A 16,788-nucleotide genomic window follows, 5' to 3' on the forward strand; every position below is an offset into this window, starting at 1 on the left:
CACGATCGGGTCCGTGCGTGAGGCCGGGGCCACCGTCGCCGTCGCGGGCGGAGCCATCTACAACGCCACCGACCCCGGCGCCGCGGCCAAGGAACTCAAACACCGCGCCACCCGCTAACACCACACAACACACAGAGCACACAGGATCAGCGTCCTCAGCGCGCTGACCACAGCGGCGCCGGGTGCGTGGCGTCCGCGACGCCAGGCCGGATCTCCGCTCGGCGGGAACTCGCGAAAACCGACATCATCAGGAGTGCGCGTACATGGCAGCAAACGAATCGAACTCCCGTCACAGCACGATCGAGTCAGCTGACGAGGTTGTTCGCTTGACGACCAAGCGGCTCCCGGACGACTGGACCGAGCTGGACGAGCGAGCGGTGGACACCGCCCGCGTGCTGGCCGCGGACGCGGTCGAGCACTGCGGGAGCGGGCACCCTGGCACGGCCATGAGTCTCGCGCCCGTCGCCTACGCGTTGTTCCAGCGGGTCATGCGGCACGACCCCAACGATGCGCAGTGGATCGGACGGGACCGGTTCGTGCTCTCCGCCGGGCATTCCAGCCTCACGCTGTACATCCAGCTGTTCCTGTCCGGCTACGGCCTGGAACTCGACGACCTGAAGGCCCTGCGCACGTGGGACTCGCTGACTCCGGGCCATCCCGAGTACGGGCACACCACGGGCGTGGAGACCACCACGGGTCCGCTTGGCCAGGGCCTGGCCAACGCGGTCGGGATGGCCATGGCCGCCCGCCGGGAGCGAGGCCTGTTCGACCCGGAGGCCGAGCAGGGCGGGAGCGTGTTCGATCACCAGGTCTACGTGATCGCCTCGGACGGCGACATCGAGGAGGGCGTCACGTCCGAGGCGTCGTCGCTGGCCGGAACCCAGCAGCTCGGCAACCTCACGGTGATCTACGACAGCAACGAGATCTCGATCGAGGACGACACCCGCATCGCGTTGTCCGAGGACACCGCCAAGCGCTATGAATCGTATGGCTGGCACGTCCTCACAGTCCACGGCGGTGAGGACGTGTCGGGGTTCCTGGACGCGATCGAGCAGGCCAAGGCAGAGACCTCGCGCCCGACGCTGATCGTGCTGCGCACCGTGATCGGCTACCCCGCACCGACCAAGATGAACACCGGCACGGTGCACGGCGCCGCGCTGGGAGCCGAGGAGCTGGCCGGGGTCAAGCGCGCCCTCACCTTCGACCCCGAGCAGAGTTTCCAGGTGGACGAGGAGGTTCTGCGCCATGCCCGCGAGGTGGCCGCGCGCGGCAGGGCCGACCACGAGAAGTGGCAGGTCGAGTTCGACGCGTGGGCGCAGCGCAACCCGGAGCGCAAGGCGCTGCTGGACCGGCTCGCCAGCCGCGCGCTGCCTGCCGGCTGGGCCGACGATCTGCCCACCTGGGAGGCCGACGGCCAGGGAGTCGCCACGCGCAAGGCGTCGGCCGCGGTACTGGCCAAGCTCGGCGAGGTGCTGCCCGAGCTCTGGGGCGGGTCGGCGGACCTGGCCGAGAGCAACAACACCACGATCAAGGGTGCGGACTCCTTCGGCCCTGCCGAGATCTCCACGAACGCCTGGACGGCCCAGCCCTACGGTCGCACGCTGCACTTCGGTATCCGCGAGCACGCGATGGGCTCGATCCTCAACGGCATCGCGCTGCACGGCGGAACCCGTCCGTACGGCGGCACGTTCCTCATCTTCAGCGACTACATGCGCCCGGCGGTACGACTGGCCGCGCTGATGCGGCTGCCGGTCGTCTACGTGTGGACGCACGACTCGATCGGACTCGGTGAGGACGGCCCGACCCACCAGCCCGTCGAGCAACTGGCCTCGCTGCGCGCCATTCCCGGAATGTCGGTGGTACGCCCGGCCGACGCGAACGAGACCGCGCACGCGTGGAAGGCGGTGCTGGAGGACACCGGCGGCCCGGCGGGGCTGGCGCTCACCCGGCAGAACGTGCCGTCTCTCGAGGGCACTTCGGCCGAGGGAGTGGCCCGCGGCGGCTACGTACTCGCCGAGGCGTCCTCGGGCAGCCCCGAGGTGGTGCTCGTCGGTACCGGTTCCGAGGTCCAGCTGGCAGTGGAGGCCAGGAAGGTTCTCGAGGCCGACGGGATCGCCACGCGGGTGGTGTCGATGCCGTGTGTGGAGTGGTTCGACCGGCAGGAGCGGTCCTACCGGGAACGGGTGCTGCCACCGTCGGTGCGCGCCAGGGTCGCCGTCGAGGCGGGTACGGCGCTGACGTGGCACCGCTTCGTCGGCGACGCGGGCGAGATCGTGTCGCTGGAGCATTTCGGTGCCTCTGCGGACTTCAAGACCCTGTTCACCCAGTTCGGCATCACCACCGAGGCCGTGGTCGACGCGGCACGCCGGAGCCTGAGCAGGTCGAAACCCGTCGACGAGGACTGACGGGAATATCCCGAACTACTGTGTACAGAGGCGGCCCCGGCGACGAGCCGGGGCCGCGTCGCGTGAATACCATTTTTTTCGCCGACACGTAAGATCGAATACCCACACCGATGTCGATCATTATTCGTAATCCTGATTACGGGATAGCGATTCCCAATGTCGAAAGTCTTGCTGGTCAGGGCACGGGTGAACAATCATCTTGGTCTAAGTAGTTGTCCGTGCTCCAGTTCCCGGATCCCTGTGGAAGCAAGGAATCCGGGCACGGCGAAGGTGCTCGGTGTGGGCTACGACGACCGGCGCGATGGCTGTCCTGGCCGCTACGGGTTGAAGGTTTCTGACCGAGGAACGGTCCCGTAGCGGCGCAAGTCCGGCGAACGCCATCCGCCCCGTGAGTGGAGGAAGATCTCGTTGACGCAGTCGACTTCGAACAAGCTTGATCCCGGTCACTTCCTGGATGCGACGCGTGCTGTTGTCGGAGAGGTGGACAAGGTGCGCGCGGGGGTGCATTCGCCGGCCTGGATTCGTGCAGGCGCGTTGTTGCTCAAGGCGCCGAAGGTGTTCACCATCGGCACCGGGCGCAGCGGGCTCGCCTTGCAGATGGCCGCGATGCGGTTCATGCACCTCGGGCTCCCCACCCACGTTGTCGGTGAGACGACCGCTCCGGCGATCGGCTCGCGCGACGTACTGGTGGCGGCATCGGGCTCGGGGTCGACGGCCCGGGTGGTGCGGGCGGCGCAGACCGCTCGTGACCAGGGCGCGGATGTGATCGCGCTGACCACGGCGGCCGACTCGGCACTGGCCAAGATCGCGACCGAGGTACTCATCGTCCCGGCCGCGGACAAGCAGGACTTCGACGGGAACGCGTCCGTCCAGTACGCCGGCAGCCTGTTCGAACAGTCCGTCCTGCTGATCACCGACGCGCTGTTTCACACGCTGTGGAAGACCGGCGGGACCAAGGCTCGCGAGCTCTGGCGCCTGCACGCCAATCTCGAGTAGCCGCTACGCACCCATCGCGCCTGTGCCGCGATCTCTGTCCTGATGCTACAGACCAGATAGGAGCTCGTGATGGAGCGCCAGAGTGAGGTCGCACCGCGAACGTGCGCCGATATCCATACTTTGGAGGCGGTGGCACTGGCCGCCACCCGCACCGCCGCGGTGGCCAGCTACGCCTGGGTGGGCCGGCACGACCAGAAATCCGCCGACGCGGCGGCGACCACGGCCATGCGTGCGGCCTTGGCCGACGCGCCGGGGCGAGGAACCGTGGTCATCGGGGAGGGAGAAAAGGACGACGCCCCGATGTTGTTCAACGGTGAGATCGTGGGCAACGGTCACGGACCGGACTTCGACATCGCCGTCGATCCCCTCGAGGGAACGTCGTTCTGTGCGAAGGATCTGCCCGGGTCCCTGGCTACGATCGCTTTCGGCGAACCAGGAACCTTCTGGTCACCCGGACCCGGGTTCTACATGGACAAGATCGTGGTTCCCCCGCAGGCGAAGGACGTCATCGATCTCGACGACCCTCCCGAGCGCACCCTGGCCAAGGTCGCCCAGGCGCTGGGCAAGCAGGTCAGCGAGCTCCGTGTCGTCATCATGGACAAGCCACGGCACCAGGAGCTGATCGCGCGGGTGGTGCGGGCGGGCGCGGCCGTGCAGACACCGGCGGGAGGCGATGTCGGGGGGAGCCTGGCGGTGCTCCTGCCGACACTGGACGTCGATCTGCTCATCGGCGTCGGCGGTACGCCGGAGGGAGTGATGACCGCCGCGGCGGTCCGTGCCCTGGGCGGCGGCATGCTGGGCCGCCTGGCTCCTCAGCGGAGCGAGGAGGCGGACGCCATCCGTGCGGCCGGCATGTCCCTCGACCGCGTCTACGACTGTGACGCGCTCGTGGCGGGAGATGCCTTCTTCGTCGCCACCGGCGTGAGTGGAGGGCCGCTCGTCGGGCGGCCACGGGAACTTGACGGCAGGACGATGTCCGAGTCGCTCCTGATCTCCAGCGGTCAGGTTCGCCACATCACGCACACCACGTTCGAGAAAACCACCGGCTAGCGGAATTCCTCCCCGAGCGGGCAAGGCACACCATCACGATCAAGGAGATTCGGTGACGTTGCACCTGGACAACCTACGCGTTCGCCGCCTCGGCGAGTGTCGTTACGACTCGCCGTTCTCTGAGATGCTCTCGACCAAGCAGACGTCTCCGCACTACGTCGCGGAAGGCGACCGCGTCCTGCTCGAGGACACCGTTTCCATGCTCGCCGAGCACAGCCTCCCCTCCGGTGAGGCCCCGAGCTTCGAGGCCGCCGGACCCCGTCGGAAGATCTATTTCGACCCGGCACAGGTGACCGCCGGTATCGTCACGTGTGGCGGGTTGTGCCCCGGGCTCAACAACGTCATTCGCGGTCTCGTCAAAGAACTCTCCGTCCACTACAAGGTCAAGCGGGTTCTGGGTTTCCGGAATGGTCTCCAGGGGCTGACGGCCGAACACCGCCACGACACGATCGAACTGACACCTGAGCGTGTCCGCGACATCCACAGCGCGGGCGGCACCATTCTGGGCAGCTCGCGTGGCGGCCAGGACGCCGACGAGATGGTCGACAGCCTGGTCCTGCGAGGCGTCGACGTCATGTTCGTCATCGGTGGCGACGGCGGGATGCGCGCCGCGACGTTGCTCAGCGAGGCGATCAGGGCGCGCGGCCTCGACATCGCCGTCATCGGGGTGCCGAAGACGATCGACAACGATTTGCCCTTCACCGACCAGTCGTTCGGGTTTCAGAGCGCGTTCGCGCGCGCCACCGACTTCATCTCGGCGGTCTCGGTCGAAGCCGCGGCCAGCCCGAACGGCGTCGGGATCGTGAAGCTGATGGGGCGGCACTCCGGGTTCATCGCCAGCTACGCCACGTTGGCCGCCAACTCCGCGGACATCGTGCTGATCCCCGAGATCCCCTTCGCGCTCGGGGGAGCGGACGGCCTGTTGGCCCACGTCGAGCAGCACGTGCGAGCCAAGGGCTTCGTGGTGATCGTCCTCGCCGAGGGGGCAGGCCAGGACCTGCTCGACGAACGGGGCCTGCCTCAGCAGAACGGTCGCGGCACCGATGCCTCGGGCAACATCAAACTCGGCAACATCGGAGAGTTGCTGAAGGAGCGCATCACCGCCCATCTGACCGCGGTCGGCCTTGCCCCCACGATGCGCTACATCGACCCGAGTTACGCGGTCCGCAGCATCGCCGCCAACGCCTATGACAGCGTCTACTGCCTGCGCCTGGCCCATGCCGCGGTGCACGCCGCGATGGCGGGTCGTACTGAGGCCGCTGTCGCACGGTGGCGGCGACGCTTCGTGCACGTCCCGCTGCCGCTGATGACCAGCCGCCGCAATCAGGTCGACCCCGACGGCGACCTGTGGATGTCGGTGCTGGAAACCACCTGCCAACCGGCTGAATTCGGTTCGGCGCCTGCTCGAGAGAGGGTTCGTACGGGTTTTTGCTGATACTTTGGGTCGGTCACGGTGACGACCGAACTCCGGGTTCAGGGGATCGCGGCAGCGATGTCGACCAAAGGAGGGCGACATGGACGGCACCTGTGGTGAGCCGCTCGGCTCGGCGCTGGGCGGATGACGTGCGCGTGCGACGCGAGCGGGACGTCGGCGACCCGGATCTTCCCGGGTTCCGGCGGCTGACCGTGCGCGAATGGGTACTCGGGCGGCTGGTGGACCTCCGGCGTTCGAGTGCCGCCCGCAACGCCCTCTGCGAACACGACGAGCGGACCGCGCCGTGCTCGCGATGCTGGGTGCGTTACTGGTAGGAATCAGCCGCTCGCCGCACTGATGTCCACTATCCATAGTGGACATCAGTGTCCTTGCCGGTCGACGTGTCGTCACCGGGAGCGGTTGCGCACGCTACCCGTGCTCGCGGGTTCGAGGCCGCTGCCGATCGTTCGCGGTCGCCGCGTGGGGTGGTCAGTGAAGTAGGGTGAGCAGTCCCTCGACGCCGCGGCGGAACGCGTCGCCGACGCTGTCGACGCCGTCGAGGTGGGCGCCGCTCATGGCACCGTCGCGCATCATGACGAAGTGCCGGGCGGCGTGTTCTGGCTTGCCGCGCCGCGGTGAGTTCCCGAAGACCTGCGCGAAGAGTTCGGTGAGTGTGGTCGTGTACCAGGCTCGGTGGTCGAGGATCACCCGGCGCACCTGGTCGTCGGGATCGGGGTACTCGGCGGCGGCCTTGAGAAACGCGCAGCCGCGGAACTCCGGCGAGGTCAGGCTGTCGGCGACGGCGGCGCCGATCGCGCGCAGCGCGTCTTCGGGTGCTGGTGCGGTCTCGATGGCGGCCCGCACACCGGCCCGCATGTCGGCGTCGACGCCGTGCAGATAGGCGACCACGAGGTCTTCCTTCGAGGGGAAGTGCCGGTAGAACGTCGCCCGTGTGGCCGGTGCCTCGGCGAGGATCCGCTCGACCCCGACCGCCCGGATGCCCTCGCGGTAGAACAGCCGACTGGCCGTGGAGAGCAGCCGCTCTCGCGCTTCGGAACGGCCCTGCTTTCCCGATGAGCCGTTGTTCGGGCTGTCGGGTGCGGGTCGTGTCCGGGGGGCCATGACCTCACCGTAGCAGAAAGAACGATCGGTCTTGCACTTGGCGAGGAATCGTGCCAGGCTGCCTGCAGCAAGAGAGAACGGTCTTTCTGCTTGGCGGTCTGCTGGCGGCGATTCGCGCACGCCGCGCGGAGCCTTTCCTTCGCGAGCACGCTCCACGTCAGCAGGCACCAGGCTCTACGGCTTTGTCTGGAAAGGAACTGTCATGACCGCGACTACTGCCCCTGTCGCTGCCACCGTCGCGCCCGCGCTTCGCCGGCTCTACGTCGTTCGCTTCGGGTTCGCGCTGATCTGGGCCGTCGTGCTCTTCGCGACCGCGTCGAGCATCGGGCCGGTGAGCGCGACCCTGCTCGTGATCTACCCGTTGTTCGACGTGGGCGCCGCCATCGTCGATGCTCGCTCCTCTCGAACGAGCCGGTCCGTTCCGGGTCTCTACGTCAACATCGTGATCAGTGTGATCGCCGCAGCCGGACTGGTCTTCGCGGTCACCTCCGGCATTCCGGCGGTCCTGGGGGTGTGGGGGGTCTGGGCCATCGCGGCGGGTCTCGTCCAGCTCGTCGTCGCGGTGCGGCGACGCGACCTCGGAGGTCAGTGGGCGATGATCGCCAGCGGTGCCATCTCCACGCTCGCGGGGATCTCGTTCCTCCTGCAGGCGACTGTCGCTGACGCGTCGCTTCGCAATCTGGCCGGCTACGCCGTGCTCGGCGGCATCTTCTTCCTCGTCTCCGCGCTGCGCCTCGGCCGGGGCGCAGCGCGGAGCAACTGAGCTGACCGACCGCGCCGCTGGCAGCGTGCTCCACGCTCTCGCCAGCGGCGCCGGTCCGAGCGGGTGCACGCCGCTCGATCAGCCGTACGGCAGGCCGCGTGCTTCGGAAACGGCGCTCAGGGCACGGACCGCGGTCACGGGCCTCTGGCTCCGTTCGGTGGCTGATCGTGGCTGAGGGGCGTGCGATCGTGATCTCCGTGCCCAATCGCACGTGGTCGAAGCATGTCTTCTGGGGTCTGTTCACGCCGTGCGTGGCGGCGGCAACCGCCGTGGTGTGGTTGATCCCGCGCGGAGAAGACGACAACTTTCCGGTTGTACTGTGGGTGTTCACCGCCGCGATCTGGGTGGGTGTGTCGGTGGTCCACCTGCGGAGGTGGTTGCGAGATCGACGTGACTCGGAGGAGCAACATGACCAGCCTCCGGGTGGCTAGGCGATCCGCCTCGGCCGGTTGGCCCCGGCTCGCAGACCAGAGGTGATGGTGAGGGCGATGTGCGACGCCAGCAGCACTCCGGCCTCGGTGAACGCCTTCCTGACCGCGATGCCGGCGTGCGAGTGGTGGTAGGTCCGGCGTTCGCGACCTCCCCAGGTGTACTCCTGGTCAGGCTCGGTCCGATGGGCCGTCCGGCACAACGTCCGTGAGTCGTTCGAAAGCTGGTAGCGCCTCTCGGATCAGGTCCTGATCGGCTTGGCTGAGCAGTTCCAGTCGCTCGGAGAGCCACAGGTTCCGGTGGTGCCGGATGCGTGCGCCCATCTCGTATCCGGCTTTGGTGAGTTCGACCCAGGTGAGCCGCCGGTCGGACGGTTCCCGTTCGCGAACGATCAGTCCCTTGGCTTGCAGGGTGTCCAGTGAGCGGGTCAAGGTCGACGGTTTGACGCCTTCGCCTGTCGCGAGCTCACCGGGACTGGCGCGCCCGAGACGCTCGATGCGGAACAGCAGTGAGATCACCGGGAAGGTCAGATCCTCGAACGGCTGCTGGCGGATCACACGCCCGAGCCAGCCCATCATCATCTGAAGCCGGGTGAGGTAGGCGGGCGTGGTCACGCCCGCCGTGGCCATCCGGTTCTCGACGTCGCCCGGCCAGTCGCCCCGATATCGCCCCATGCCCGCAGTCTACCGACGCGGGAGCGGCACGATGAAGCTGTTCGCCTTGCGAACATGGTCGCCACCAGTAAACAGTTCGTCTTGCGAAACAAGATAACAGTTCGCCTTGCGAAAGGCTTGTTTTCTCGAAGTCTCGCGTCTAGCCTTCTCGGCGAGGCTTTCGAAGCATCCAGGCGCCCGATAAGGCGCGGGTGGGTCCTGGTAGACGATGCATCGAGGCTTTTGAACAGCACGTTTCGTGCATCGCGCAATGAGTGGAGTGGTGTCAATGGCGACCGAGAACAAACCTGTCGTTGTCATGAACGGTCCGAACCTGAATCTTCTCGGTCTGCGGGAGCCTGCGATTTACGGTTCGTCAACAATGGCGGATGTCGAGGATCTCTGCCGTAAGAAGGCCGCTGAGCACGGCCTTTCCGTCGAGTTCTTCCAGAGCAACAGCGAGGGTGCTCTCGTCGACCGGATCCATGTCGCCCGGGAGGCGGCCTCGGCCATAGTCATCAACGCCGGGGCCTACGGGCACACCTCGGTCGCCCTGCACGACGCTCTCCGCGCCTCGGAGTTGCCGGTCATCGAAGTGCACATCTCCAACGGGACCCGGCGAGAGAGCTTCCGCCACCACTCCTACGTCACCTCGGTGGCGGTCGGCTTGATCAAGGGGCTGGGCATTTTCGGGTACGGCGCTGCCCTTGACTTCCTTGCCCAGCGCGACTGACCGGCCTTCGCAGGAGACGACCATGGAGCACACGTTGCGCGCAGGGATCATCGGCTGCGGCAAGATCGCTATCAACCACGCGGACACGCTGCGGGACTTCCCGGGAGCCTCGCTCGTGGCGGTCTGCGACAGCGATGTCGACCGCGCGAAGGAGTTCGCCCGCGAGTACGGAACCGAGCGGGTGTTCTCGGACGCGGAGCGGATGCTCGCCGAGTGCGGACTCGACGTCGTGCATATCTGCACACCCCATCCCAGTCATGAGGGGCTGGTGCTCGCCGCCGCCCGGGCGGGTGTGCATGCGCTGTGCGAGAAGCCCTTGGCCGTGGACGTCGCCGCCGCCGATCGCATGATCGCGGCGGCGGAGGACGCGGGAATCAAGCTGGGCACCGTGTTCCAGCGTCGCTACTGGCCCGCCGCCCGCCGGATCCGGGCCGCGATCGACGACGGCACGCTCGGCACCCCCATCCTCGGCGACTGCACGGTCCTGATCACCAAGGACCGCGCGTACTTCGAGGAGGACGAGTGGCGCGGCCGGTGGAGCACCGATGGCGGCGGGGTCCTGATGAACCAGGCCATCCACTACCTCGATCTGCTGCAGTGGTACCTCGGGACCGCCGTGAGGGTGAGCGGTCGCATCGCGACTCTCCGGCACGCCGGGTACATCGAGGTGGAGGACACCGCGGTGGCCACTGTGGAGTTCGAAGGCGGTGCCCTGGCGACGATCCGGGCGAGCACGGCTGCAGTGCCGAGCCTCGGCTACCGGGTCTCCGTGACCGGTGACGCGGGCGGGACCGTCAGCCTGATCGAGTCCCCGATCGGCGGGCCGGGAGTCGCGGACGTGTGGGCTGTCGCGGGTGCCGAGGAGTACCACATGCCCTGGGGCGCGGAGATCGAGTCGCACCCGCCTCAGCCCGAGGTGCACCGCTCGCTGAAGCCGTATCACGCACTCCAGGTGCGGGACTTCCTCGACGCTGTGGTCGAGGACCGGCGCCCGGAGATCGACGGCATCGAGGGCCGCAAGTCACTCGCCCTCGTCCAGGCCGTCTACGAGTCCTCGCGCACCGGCCGCACGGTGACGCTCTAGCCCCTTGTCCCGAGGAAGGACCTGCAGTGTTGCTGGCACCTCCGCACAAGCGCCCGACCGGAGCGCGACGCACGTTGCGGTCGTACATCCGGATCAACGATCCCTGGGTCTTCGTCCTGCCCTATCTCGCCGGGGCGGCCTTCTTGATCGTCTACCCGGTCGGGTACGGCTTCTGGATCGGCCGGGACCCGCTGAACTACCTGCAACTGTTCGGTGATCCGACCTACTGGGCGGCGGCGGTGAACACGCTGCTGTTCCTCGGCGTCGGGGTCAACGCCACCCTGCTGCTGGCCCTGGTGTTGTCCGGCTTTTTCGCGCTGCGCCGGTGGTGGGTCAAGGCATTGCTGCCGGTGTTCATCCTGCCCTGGGCCGTTCCGGTGGTCTCGGCGTATCTGTCCATCCACTGGATGCTGAACTCCGAGATCGGAATGATCAACACGATCCTGCGCGGGATCGGCGTGTCGAGCCCGCCGGAGTGGCTCAACTCCTACGGGTGGGCGATCGTCGCGGCGCTCGTCTCCTACATCTGGCACTGGCTTCCGTTCTGGACGCTGATCCTGCTCGCCGCCCGGATGGCGATCCCGAACGACGTCTACGAGGCGGCCGACGTCGACGGGGCCACTGGCATCCGGCGGCTCGTGCACATCACGTTCCCGTTGTTGCGGGGCACGTATCTGACCAGCACGCTGCTCGCCGCGATCTGGACTCTCAGTGACTACAACACGGTCCACTTCATCACCGGCGGGGCGCCGGGGGACACGACCCACGTGCTGGCCACGCTGGGCGTGGACTACGCGTTCGACATCGGGTTCATCGAACTCGGTGTCAGCGTGGGACTCACCGCACTGCCGCTCATCATCATCCTGATCGTGTTGCTCGTGCGCAGGCTCAAGGCCGACGACGGGGGGCTCGCGTGAAGACCCGACGTTCCGCACTGAGTACCACGGCCCTGGTCGCCGTCGGCGTCCTGCTCGCCGTCTGGACCCTGCTTCCCGTCTACCACATGCTGGTCGTCAGCCTGAGTCCTTCCGATGAGCTCTTCGCGGGCAGGCTCTGGCCCGAGGACCCGACTCTCACCGCCTTCTCGACGGTACTGACCGAGGGTGACTTCACCGTCGAGCGTTTCTGGCTCCAGCTCTGGAACAGCCTGTTCGTCGCCGTCGTATCCGCGGTCGGCGTGCTGGCCATCGCCACCCTGGCCGCCTTCGCGGTCGCGCGGTTGCGCCCCCGCTGGGCTGGGCTGCTCACCACCTCGGCGCTGGCGACCTACGTGATCCCGCTGTCGTTCCTCGCCATCCCGCTGTACAAGGCGATGGCGAACTACAACCTGCTCGGCAGCCAGTGGGCACTGATTCTCGCGACGATCACCTTCGGCTCGCCGTACGCGCTCTGGGTGCTCTCGCAGTACGCGCGGGCCAGCATCCCCTCCGAGCTCGATGAGGCAGCCACGATCGACGGCGCCGGAGCGTGGCGGATCTACTTCCAGATCTTCCTGCCGCTCATGCGTCCACCCATGGTCGTGGTCGGGATCTACGCCTTCCTCTTGGCCTGGAACGAGTACCTGATGGCCTTCCTGTTCCTTAGCGAGGAGGATTCGATGACGCTGCCGGTCACCCTGGGCAACTTCCTGAACTCCGATCAGATCCAGTGGAACGTCATGATGGCGACCGCGTTGTTCTACGCGCTGCCCCCGGTCCTCATCTACTACGCCTTCCAGCGCAACGTCTCGAGTGGATCGACCGCGGGCGGGGTGAAGAACTGATGCGCCCGGCGAACAATGACCAGGTATCTGCCTTCGCCCGACGCGAGTTCCTGCGCCGGGGTGGCCTCGTGGCCGCGGGACTGGCGCTGGGGCCCGCGCTGCTCACCGCCTGCGGTGGCCCTGGCCGTGCGGGGGAGTCGCTCACCGTGTGGTGGTCCAAGGGCTACTACGAGGAGGAGGACGCGGCGGCGGCTCGGATCATCGGCGCCTGGTCGCGGGCGACCGGTCGGGCCGTGAACCTGCAGTTCTATTCGACGCCTGCGATGGGCAGCAAGCTGACCAGCGCGGTCGAGGCCGGTCGGCCGCCGGACATCGCCTACCACCAGAACGCGCGGGCCTCGCTCTTCGCCCACCAGGGCCAGCTGGCCGACGTCTCCGACGTGGTCGACACCCTCGCGCTGACCCCGATCGCCCGTTCGGCGTCCCGGTTCTACGACAACCAACGTCAGGTGACCAGCACCTTCGCCACGCCACTGCTCACGTGGACCATCCCGATCTTCCACTGGAAGAGCATGCTCACCGAGATCGGTCTCGACCTGCGGGAGGCGCCCCGGAACTGGGACGGCTACTGGGAGTTCTGGCGCGAGGCGCAGCGGAGAGCGGACCGCGCGGGGGCGGAGCGTCCGCCGACCGCCGTCGGGTGGTCGCTCAGCTCGGCGATGGAGGACACTCCGGAGCACTTCCAGTACGTCCTGCGCGCGGCGGGAACCGCGCTGCTGGACGAGAACAACGCCATTGACGTCTCGGGTCCCGGCGTCCGGGACGGCCTCGAATACACGCTGCGGTGGATCAGCGACCTTTACAGCGAGGGCTACACACCGCGGGACTCGATCAGCTGGCAGAGCGGGGGCAACAACCAGGTCTTCCTCAATCAGCAGGTTTTCATGACCCCGAACGGCACGCTGTCGATACCGGGCTCGGTGAAGGAGAACGATCCCGCGGCCTGGGCCGACATCGGCACGTCCGGCTGGCCCGAGGCGGTCGGGGGCGGAGCGCCGACCGCACTGGCCAAGTTCGGCCGCATCATGCTCTTCGAGGATGCCGGACGGGTCTCGGAGGCCAAAGACCTGCTGCGTCACCTCATGGACCCGGCGAACGTGCAGCAGTACCTCGAGGACGGCCGGGGTCGCTGGTACCCGACATTGACCCCGCTCACCGAGCAGCCCTACTGGACCGACAACCCCGACCCGAACGTGCGCGCCGTCCACGAGATATTCGGCAGTGAGGGGCTCGCCCCGGACTGGCGTGAGCTCAGCCTCGCCTACTCCCGGGTCGAAGACCTCAACATCTGGGCGAAGTCGCTGACCCGGATTCTGATCGATGGGCAGGACGTCGCCAAGGCCACGGACGATGCGCTGCGTCAGGTCGAGCTGCTCGGTCGTCAGTTCGGAGCGCAGGCGTGAACCGGCCCTTGTCCCTCCATCACCTGACGATGAGCGCCGCGCACCCGCTCGAGCTGGTCGAGGCGGCCGCGGCCGCGGGGTTCGAACACTGCGGCATCCGTGTCGCCGCGCCGACGGCCGCCGAATTGGTGGCCGAGATCGCCGGGGACGAGCGGTTGCTGCGGGAGCTGCGGCGGCGGCTGGCCGACACCGGGGTCGAGGTCCTGGACGTCGAGACGTTTCGGCTGATCTCCAGCCCCGACCTCGATGCGATGGCCGCGTCGCTGGAGGCCGGACGCAGGCTGGGTGCCCGGTACGCGGTCGCGTCCGGGCCCGACCCGGAGCCGGAACGCCTGTCGGACCACCTCGCGCAGCTGTGCGAACGGGCTGCGGAGCTGGAGATGATGGTCGCCTTCGAGTTCCACTCCTGCTACGCCGTCGACACCTTGGATCGCGCTCTCGTGCTGATCGGCCGATGTGGCGCGCCGAACCTGGTTCTGCTGGTGGATCTGCTGCACCTCGTGCGCACCGGCGGCGGGCCCCCTGACCTCGCTCGCGTCGATCCGCGACTGATCCCGTACGTCCAGGTCTGCGACGCGGTCCGGGATGGCCCGGTCGGCATCGAGGCACGCCGGGTGGAGGCCCGGACCGACCGGCGGCTGCTCGGCGAAGGGGAGCTCGACCTGGCGGGGTTGCTGGGCGCCCTCCCCGTGGGGATCCCGTTCAGTGTCGAGACCCCGACCATGCGGCTGCGCGATCTCCCGTTCATCGACCAGGCCCGGGTCGTGGCCGAGACGACACGCGCGTTCCTCGACAGCCTGCCGACCGACTCGCGGACAGGAGACCGATGACCACGCCACCCGACGACCGCCCGCTGGTGCTCGTGACCGGCCCGGTGACTGTCGACCAGGTCCACCAGATCGCCCGTGCCGCACCCTCACGACAGATCCGGAGGGTCACCACGCGTGCGGAACTCGCCGAGCACCTCGCCGCCGCAGAGGTGCTGGCGACGCCGGCCGAGGAGGTGCCGACCGCACTGCTGCGGCACGCACGGCGGCTTCGCTGGGTCCACTTGTGGGCGGCGGGTGCCGACGCCGCGCTGTCCCCGGAGTTGGTCGAGCATTCCGCCACGCTCACGTCGTCCAAGGGACACGGTGCCGTGCCGCTGGCCGAACATGCGCTGATGTTGATGCTGATGCTCAGCCGGGACGCTCCACGGTGGCTGCGGGCCCAGCGGCTCCGTCGGTGGGAGCCGTTCGCGCACGGGGAGCTCAACGGCCTCACCGTCGGGATCATCGGACTGGGTAACTCGGGAAGCGATCTGGCTCGCAAGGCGAAGGCCTTCCACATGACCGTGCTCGGGATGCGCCGGGGGACCGTCCGCCCCGACGGCGTGGACGAGCTCTTCCCTGTGTCCCGCCTCGGCGAGATGCTCAGCCTGTCCGATTTCGTCGTTGTCACGGCGCCGCGCACCCCGGAGACGGTCGGCCTGCTCGGCGAGCCGGAGTTCCGCCGGATGCGCCGCACGGCGCATTTCGTGTGCATCTCCCGCGGCGGGGTCGCGGACGACGCGGCGCTGCTGAGGGCGCTGCGCGAGGGCTGGATCGCCGGGGCGGGCATCGATGCCCACGGCGTGGAACCTCTCCCGCCCGACAGTCCTTTTTGGGACCTGCCCAACGTCATTCTCACTCCGCACAACGGCACCAGCAGGTCCGAGACCCGTCAGCGCGGCGTCGACGTCTTCTGCCAGAACCTGGGCAGGCACGTCGAAGGCCATCCTCTCGTGAACCTGATCGACAAGCAGACCGGCTACTGACCCGGTCGACAGACGTTCCTCGACAGCCGGCACGTCACCCGATGCCGGTGACGGCACCGACCACAGGAGGTCGAAAGCATGGCCGAAGTCCAGTACGACAGTGCGTCCCGCATCTTCTCCGGGGGAAGCGAAGTCAGGGCGGTCGACGCACTCGACCTGCGGGTCGCCGACGGCGAGTTCCTCGTCCTGGTGGGCCCGTCGGGGTCGGGCAAGTCCACCGCGCTGCGCATGCTCGCGGGCCTGGAGGGTTGCGACGAGGGCCGGATCCTGATCGGCGGTGACGACGTCACCGCCGTACACCCCAAGGACCGCGACATCGCGATGGTGTTCCAGAACTACGCTCTCTACCCGCACATGACCGTCGGGGAGAACATGGGCTTCGCCCTGCGACTGCGGCGGACCGGCAAGGACGAGATCCAGCGACGGGTCGCCGACGCGGCCGCCATGCTCGACCTGACCACATATCTCGACCGCAAGCCGAAGGCCCTTTCCGGCGGACAGCGTCAAAGGGTGGCGATGGGGCGGGCGATCGTCCGTGAGCCGTCGGTGTTCCTCATGGACGAGCCGTTGTCCAATTTGGATGCCAAGCTCAGGGTGGAGACCCGTGCGAACATCGCGGCGCTGCAGCGCAGGCTCGCGACCACGACCGTGTACGTCACTCACGACCAGGTCGAGGCCATGACGATGGGCGACCGGGTTGCGGTGCTGCGCGATGGCATCCTGCAACAGTGCGCGGCGCCCCGTGAGCTCTACGACCGGCCGGTGAACTCCTTCGTCGCCGGTTTCATCGGCTCGCCCGCGATGAACCTCGTCGCGGCGACGGTGACCGACGGCATCGAGATCGCCGGGACGACCCTCCGGATTCCCGCGTCGGCACTGGGGTCCGTCACCCAGGCCGGGACCCCGGTACTGGCCGGGATCCGTCCCGAGGCGCTGCGACTGGTCGGCGACGCGGACGAGGGCATCGACATGAGGGTCGTCCTGTGCGAGGAACTCGGGTCCGACACCTACGTGATCGGTGATGTCGGTGCGGACGGCGCATCCCACCGAATCACCGCACGTGTTCCAGCGGGCGTTCGGGCTGAGCCTGGCCGAACCCTCCGGTTGGGACTCTCCGAGTCTGCCGCGGTGCACCTGTTCGACCCGGACACCGGAGATCGTCTGAACTGACGAGTGCGA

At 67.9% G+C, this 16,788-nt stretch carries 16 protein-coding genes; 14 read left to right on the forward strand and 2 right to left on the reverse strand.

Annotated features, from left to right (window positions below):
* Window positions 1-263: 263 nt before the first annotated feature.
* The 5 genes from tkt to JHE00_RS24340 all read left to right on the forward strand — a co-directional run bounded on the left by tkt (window position 264) and on the right by JHE00_RS24340 (window position 6,200).
* Complete coding sequence (gene tkt, locus JHE00_RS24320) at window positions 264-2,405, forward strand: transketolase (RefSeq protein ID WP_230424918.1); 2,142 nt, start codon at window positions 264-266, stop codon at window positions 2,403-2,405.
* A gap of 408 nt (window positions 2,406-2,813) precedes the next feature.
* Window positions 2,814-3,401, forward strand: a complete 588-nt coding sequence (hxlB, locus tag JHE00_RS24325) for a 6-phospho-3-hexuloisomerase (protein WP_200322126.1) — start codon at window positions 2,814-2,816, stop codon at window positions 3,399-3,401.
* 129 nt (window positions 3,402-3,530) lie between these two features.
* The gene (locus JHE00_RS24330; protein ID WP_307832085.1) at window positions 3,531-4,451 is read left to right on the forward strand and encodes a fructose-bisphosphatase class II family protein; all 921 of its coding nucleotides are present in this window, start codon (window positions 3,531-3,533) and stop codon (window positions 4,449-4,451) included.
* A 52-nt stretch (window positions 4,452-4,503) separates the two neighbouring features.
* Complete coding sequence (locus JHE00_RS24335) at window positions 4,504-5,886, forward strand: ATP-dependent 6-phosphofructokinase (protein ID WP_200322130.1); 1,383 nt, start codon at window positions 4,504-4,506, stop codon at window positions 5,884-5,886.
* A gap of 95 nt (window positions 5,887-5,981) precedes the next feature.
* Complete coding sequence (locus JHE00_RS24340) at window positions 5,982-6,200, forward strand: hypothetical protein (RefSeq protein WP_200322132.1); 219 nt, start codon at window positions 5,982-5,984, stop codon at window positions 6,198-6,200.
* A gap of 154 nt (window positions 6,201-6,354) precedes the next feature.
* Here JHE00_RS24340 and JHE00_RS24345 read toward each other — a convergent pair whose 3' ends face one another.
* On the reverse strand, window positions 6,355-6,987 hold the full coding sequence (locus JHE00_RS24345; protein ID WP_200322134.1) for a TetR/AcrR family transcriptional regulator: 633 nt from the start codon (window positions 6,985-6,987) through the stop codon (window positions 6,355-6,357).
* A 202-nt stretch (window positions 6,988-7,189) separates the two neighbouring features.
* On the opposite strand from JHE00_RS24345, the gene JHE00_RS24350 reads away from it, so the two are divergent.
* Window positions 7,190-7,750, forward strand: coding sequence for a hypothetical protein (locus JHE00_RS24350; RefSeq protein ID WP_200322136.1), 561 nt, complete (start codon window positions 7,190-7,192; stop codon window positions 7,748-7,750).
* 599 nt (window positions 7,751-8,349) lie between these two features.
* Here the strand turns inward: JHE00_RS24350 and JHE00_RS24355 are convergent.
* Window positions 8,350-8,808 (reverse strand): MarR family winged helix-turn-helix transcriptional regulator, encoded by a 459-nt coding sequence (locus JHE00_RS24355; RefSeq protein WP_200322138.1) that lies wholly within the window; start codon window positions 8,806-8,808, stop codon window positions 8,350-8,352.
* 313 nt (window positions 8,809-9,121) lie between these two features.
* Between JHE00_RS24355 and aroQ the strand changes: the two genes are divergently transcribed.
* From aroQ to JHE00_RS24395, 8 genes are all read left to right on the forward strand, one after another.
* Window positions 9,122-9,565, forward strand: a complete 444-nt coding sequence (aroQ, locus tag JHE00_RS24360) for a type II 3-dehydroquinate dehydratase (RefSeq protein WP_200322140.1) — start codon at window positions 9,122-9,124, stop codon at window positions 9,563-9,565.
* 22 nt (window positions 9,566-9,587) lie between these two features.
* Entirely contained in the window at window positions 9,588-10,649 is a 1,062-nt protein-coding gene (locus JHE00_RS24365) for a Gfo/Idh/MocA family protein (RefSeq protein WP_200322142.1), read from the forward strand.
* Between the two features lie 26 nt (window positions 10,650-10,675).
* Window positions 10,676-11,566, forward strand: coding sequence for a carbohydrate ABC transporter permease (locus tag JHE00_RS24370; RefSeq protein WP_200322144.1), 891 nt, complete (start codon window positions 10,676-10,678; stop codon window positions 11,564-11,566).
* Window positions 11,563-12,411 (forward strand): carbohydrate ABC transporter permease, encoded by an 849-nt coding sequence (locus JHE00_RS24375; RefSeq protein WP_200322146.1) that lies wholly within the window; start codon window positions 11,563-11,565, stop codon window positions 12,409-12,411. Before JHE00_RS24370 ends, JHE00_RS24375 begins: the two co-directional genes overlap by 4 nt.
* On the forward strand, window positions 12,411-13,814 hold the full coding sequence (locus tag JHE00_RS24380; RefSeq protein ID WP_200322148.1) for an ABC transporter substrate-binding protein: 1,404 nt from the start codon (window positions 12,411-12,413) through the stop codon (window positions 13,812-13,814). Before JHE00_RS24375 ends, JHE00_RS24380 begins: the two co-directional genes overlap by 1 nt.
* Before the next feature lie 29 nt (window positions 13,815-13,843).
* Entirely contained in the window at window positions 13,844-14,644 is an 801-nt protein-coding gene (locus JHE00_RS24385; protein WP_200322149.1) for a sugar phosphate isomerase/epimerase family protein, read from the forward strand.
* Window positions 14,641-15,609 (forward strand): D-2-hydroxyacid dehydrogenase, encoded by a 969-nt coding sequence (locus JHE00_RS24390; protein WP_200322150.1) that lies wholly within the window; start codon window positions 14,641-14,643, stop codon window positions 15,607-15,609. Before JHE00_RS24385 ends, JHE00_RS24390 begins: the two co-directional genes overlap by 4 nt.
* 78 nt (window positions 15,610-15,687) lie before the next feature.
* The gene (locus JHE00_RS24395; RefSeq protein WP_200322151.1) at window positions 15,688-16,779 is read left to right on the forward strand and encodes an ABC transporter ATP-binding protein; all 1,092 of its coding nucleotides are present in this window, start codon (window positions 15,688-15,690) and stop codon (window positions 16,777-16,779) included.
* The last annotated feature ends 9 nt before the right edge of the window (window positions 16,780-16,788 follow it).

Origin of the sequence: Prauserella cavernicola (genome assembly GCF_016595675.1) — a bacterium.
Classification (GTDB): domain Bacteria; phylum Actinomycetota; class Actinomycetes; order Mycobacteriales; family Pseudonocardiaceae; genus Prauserella_A; species Prauserella_A cavernicola.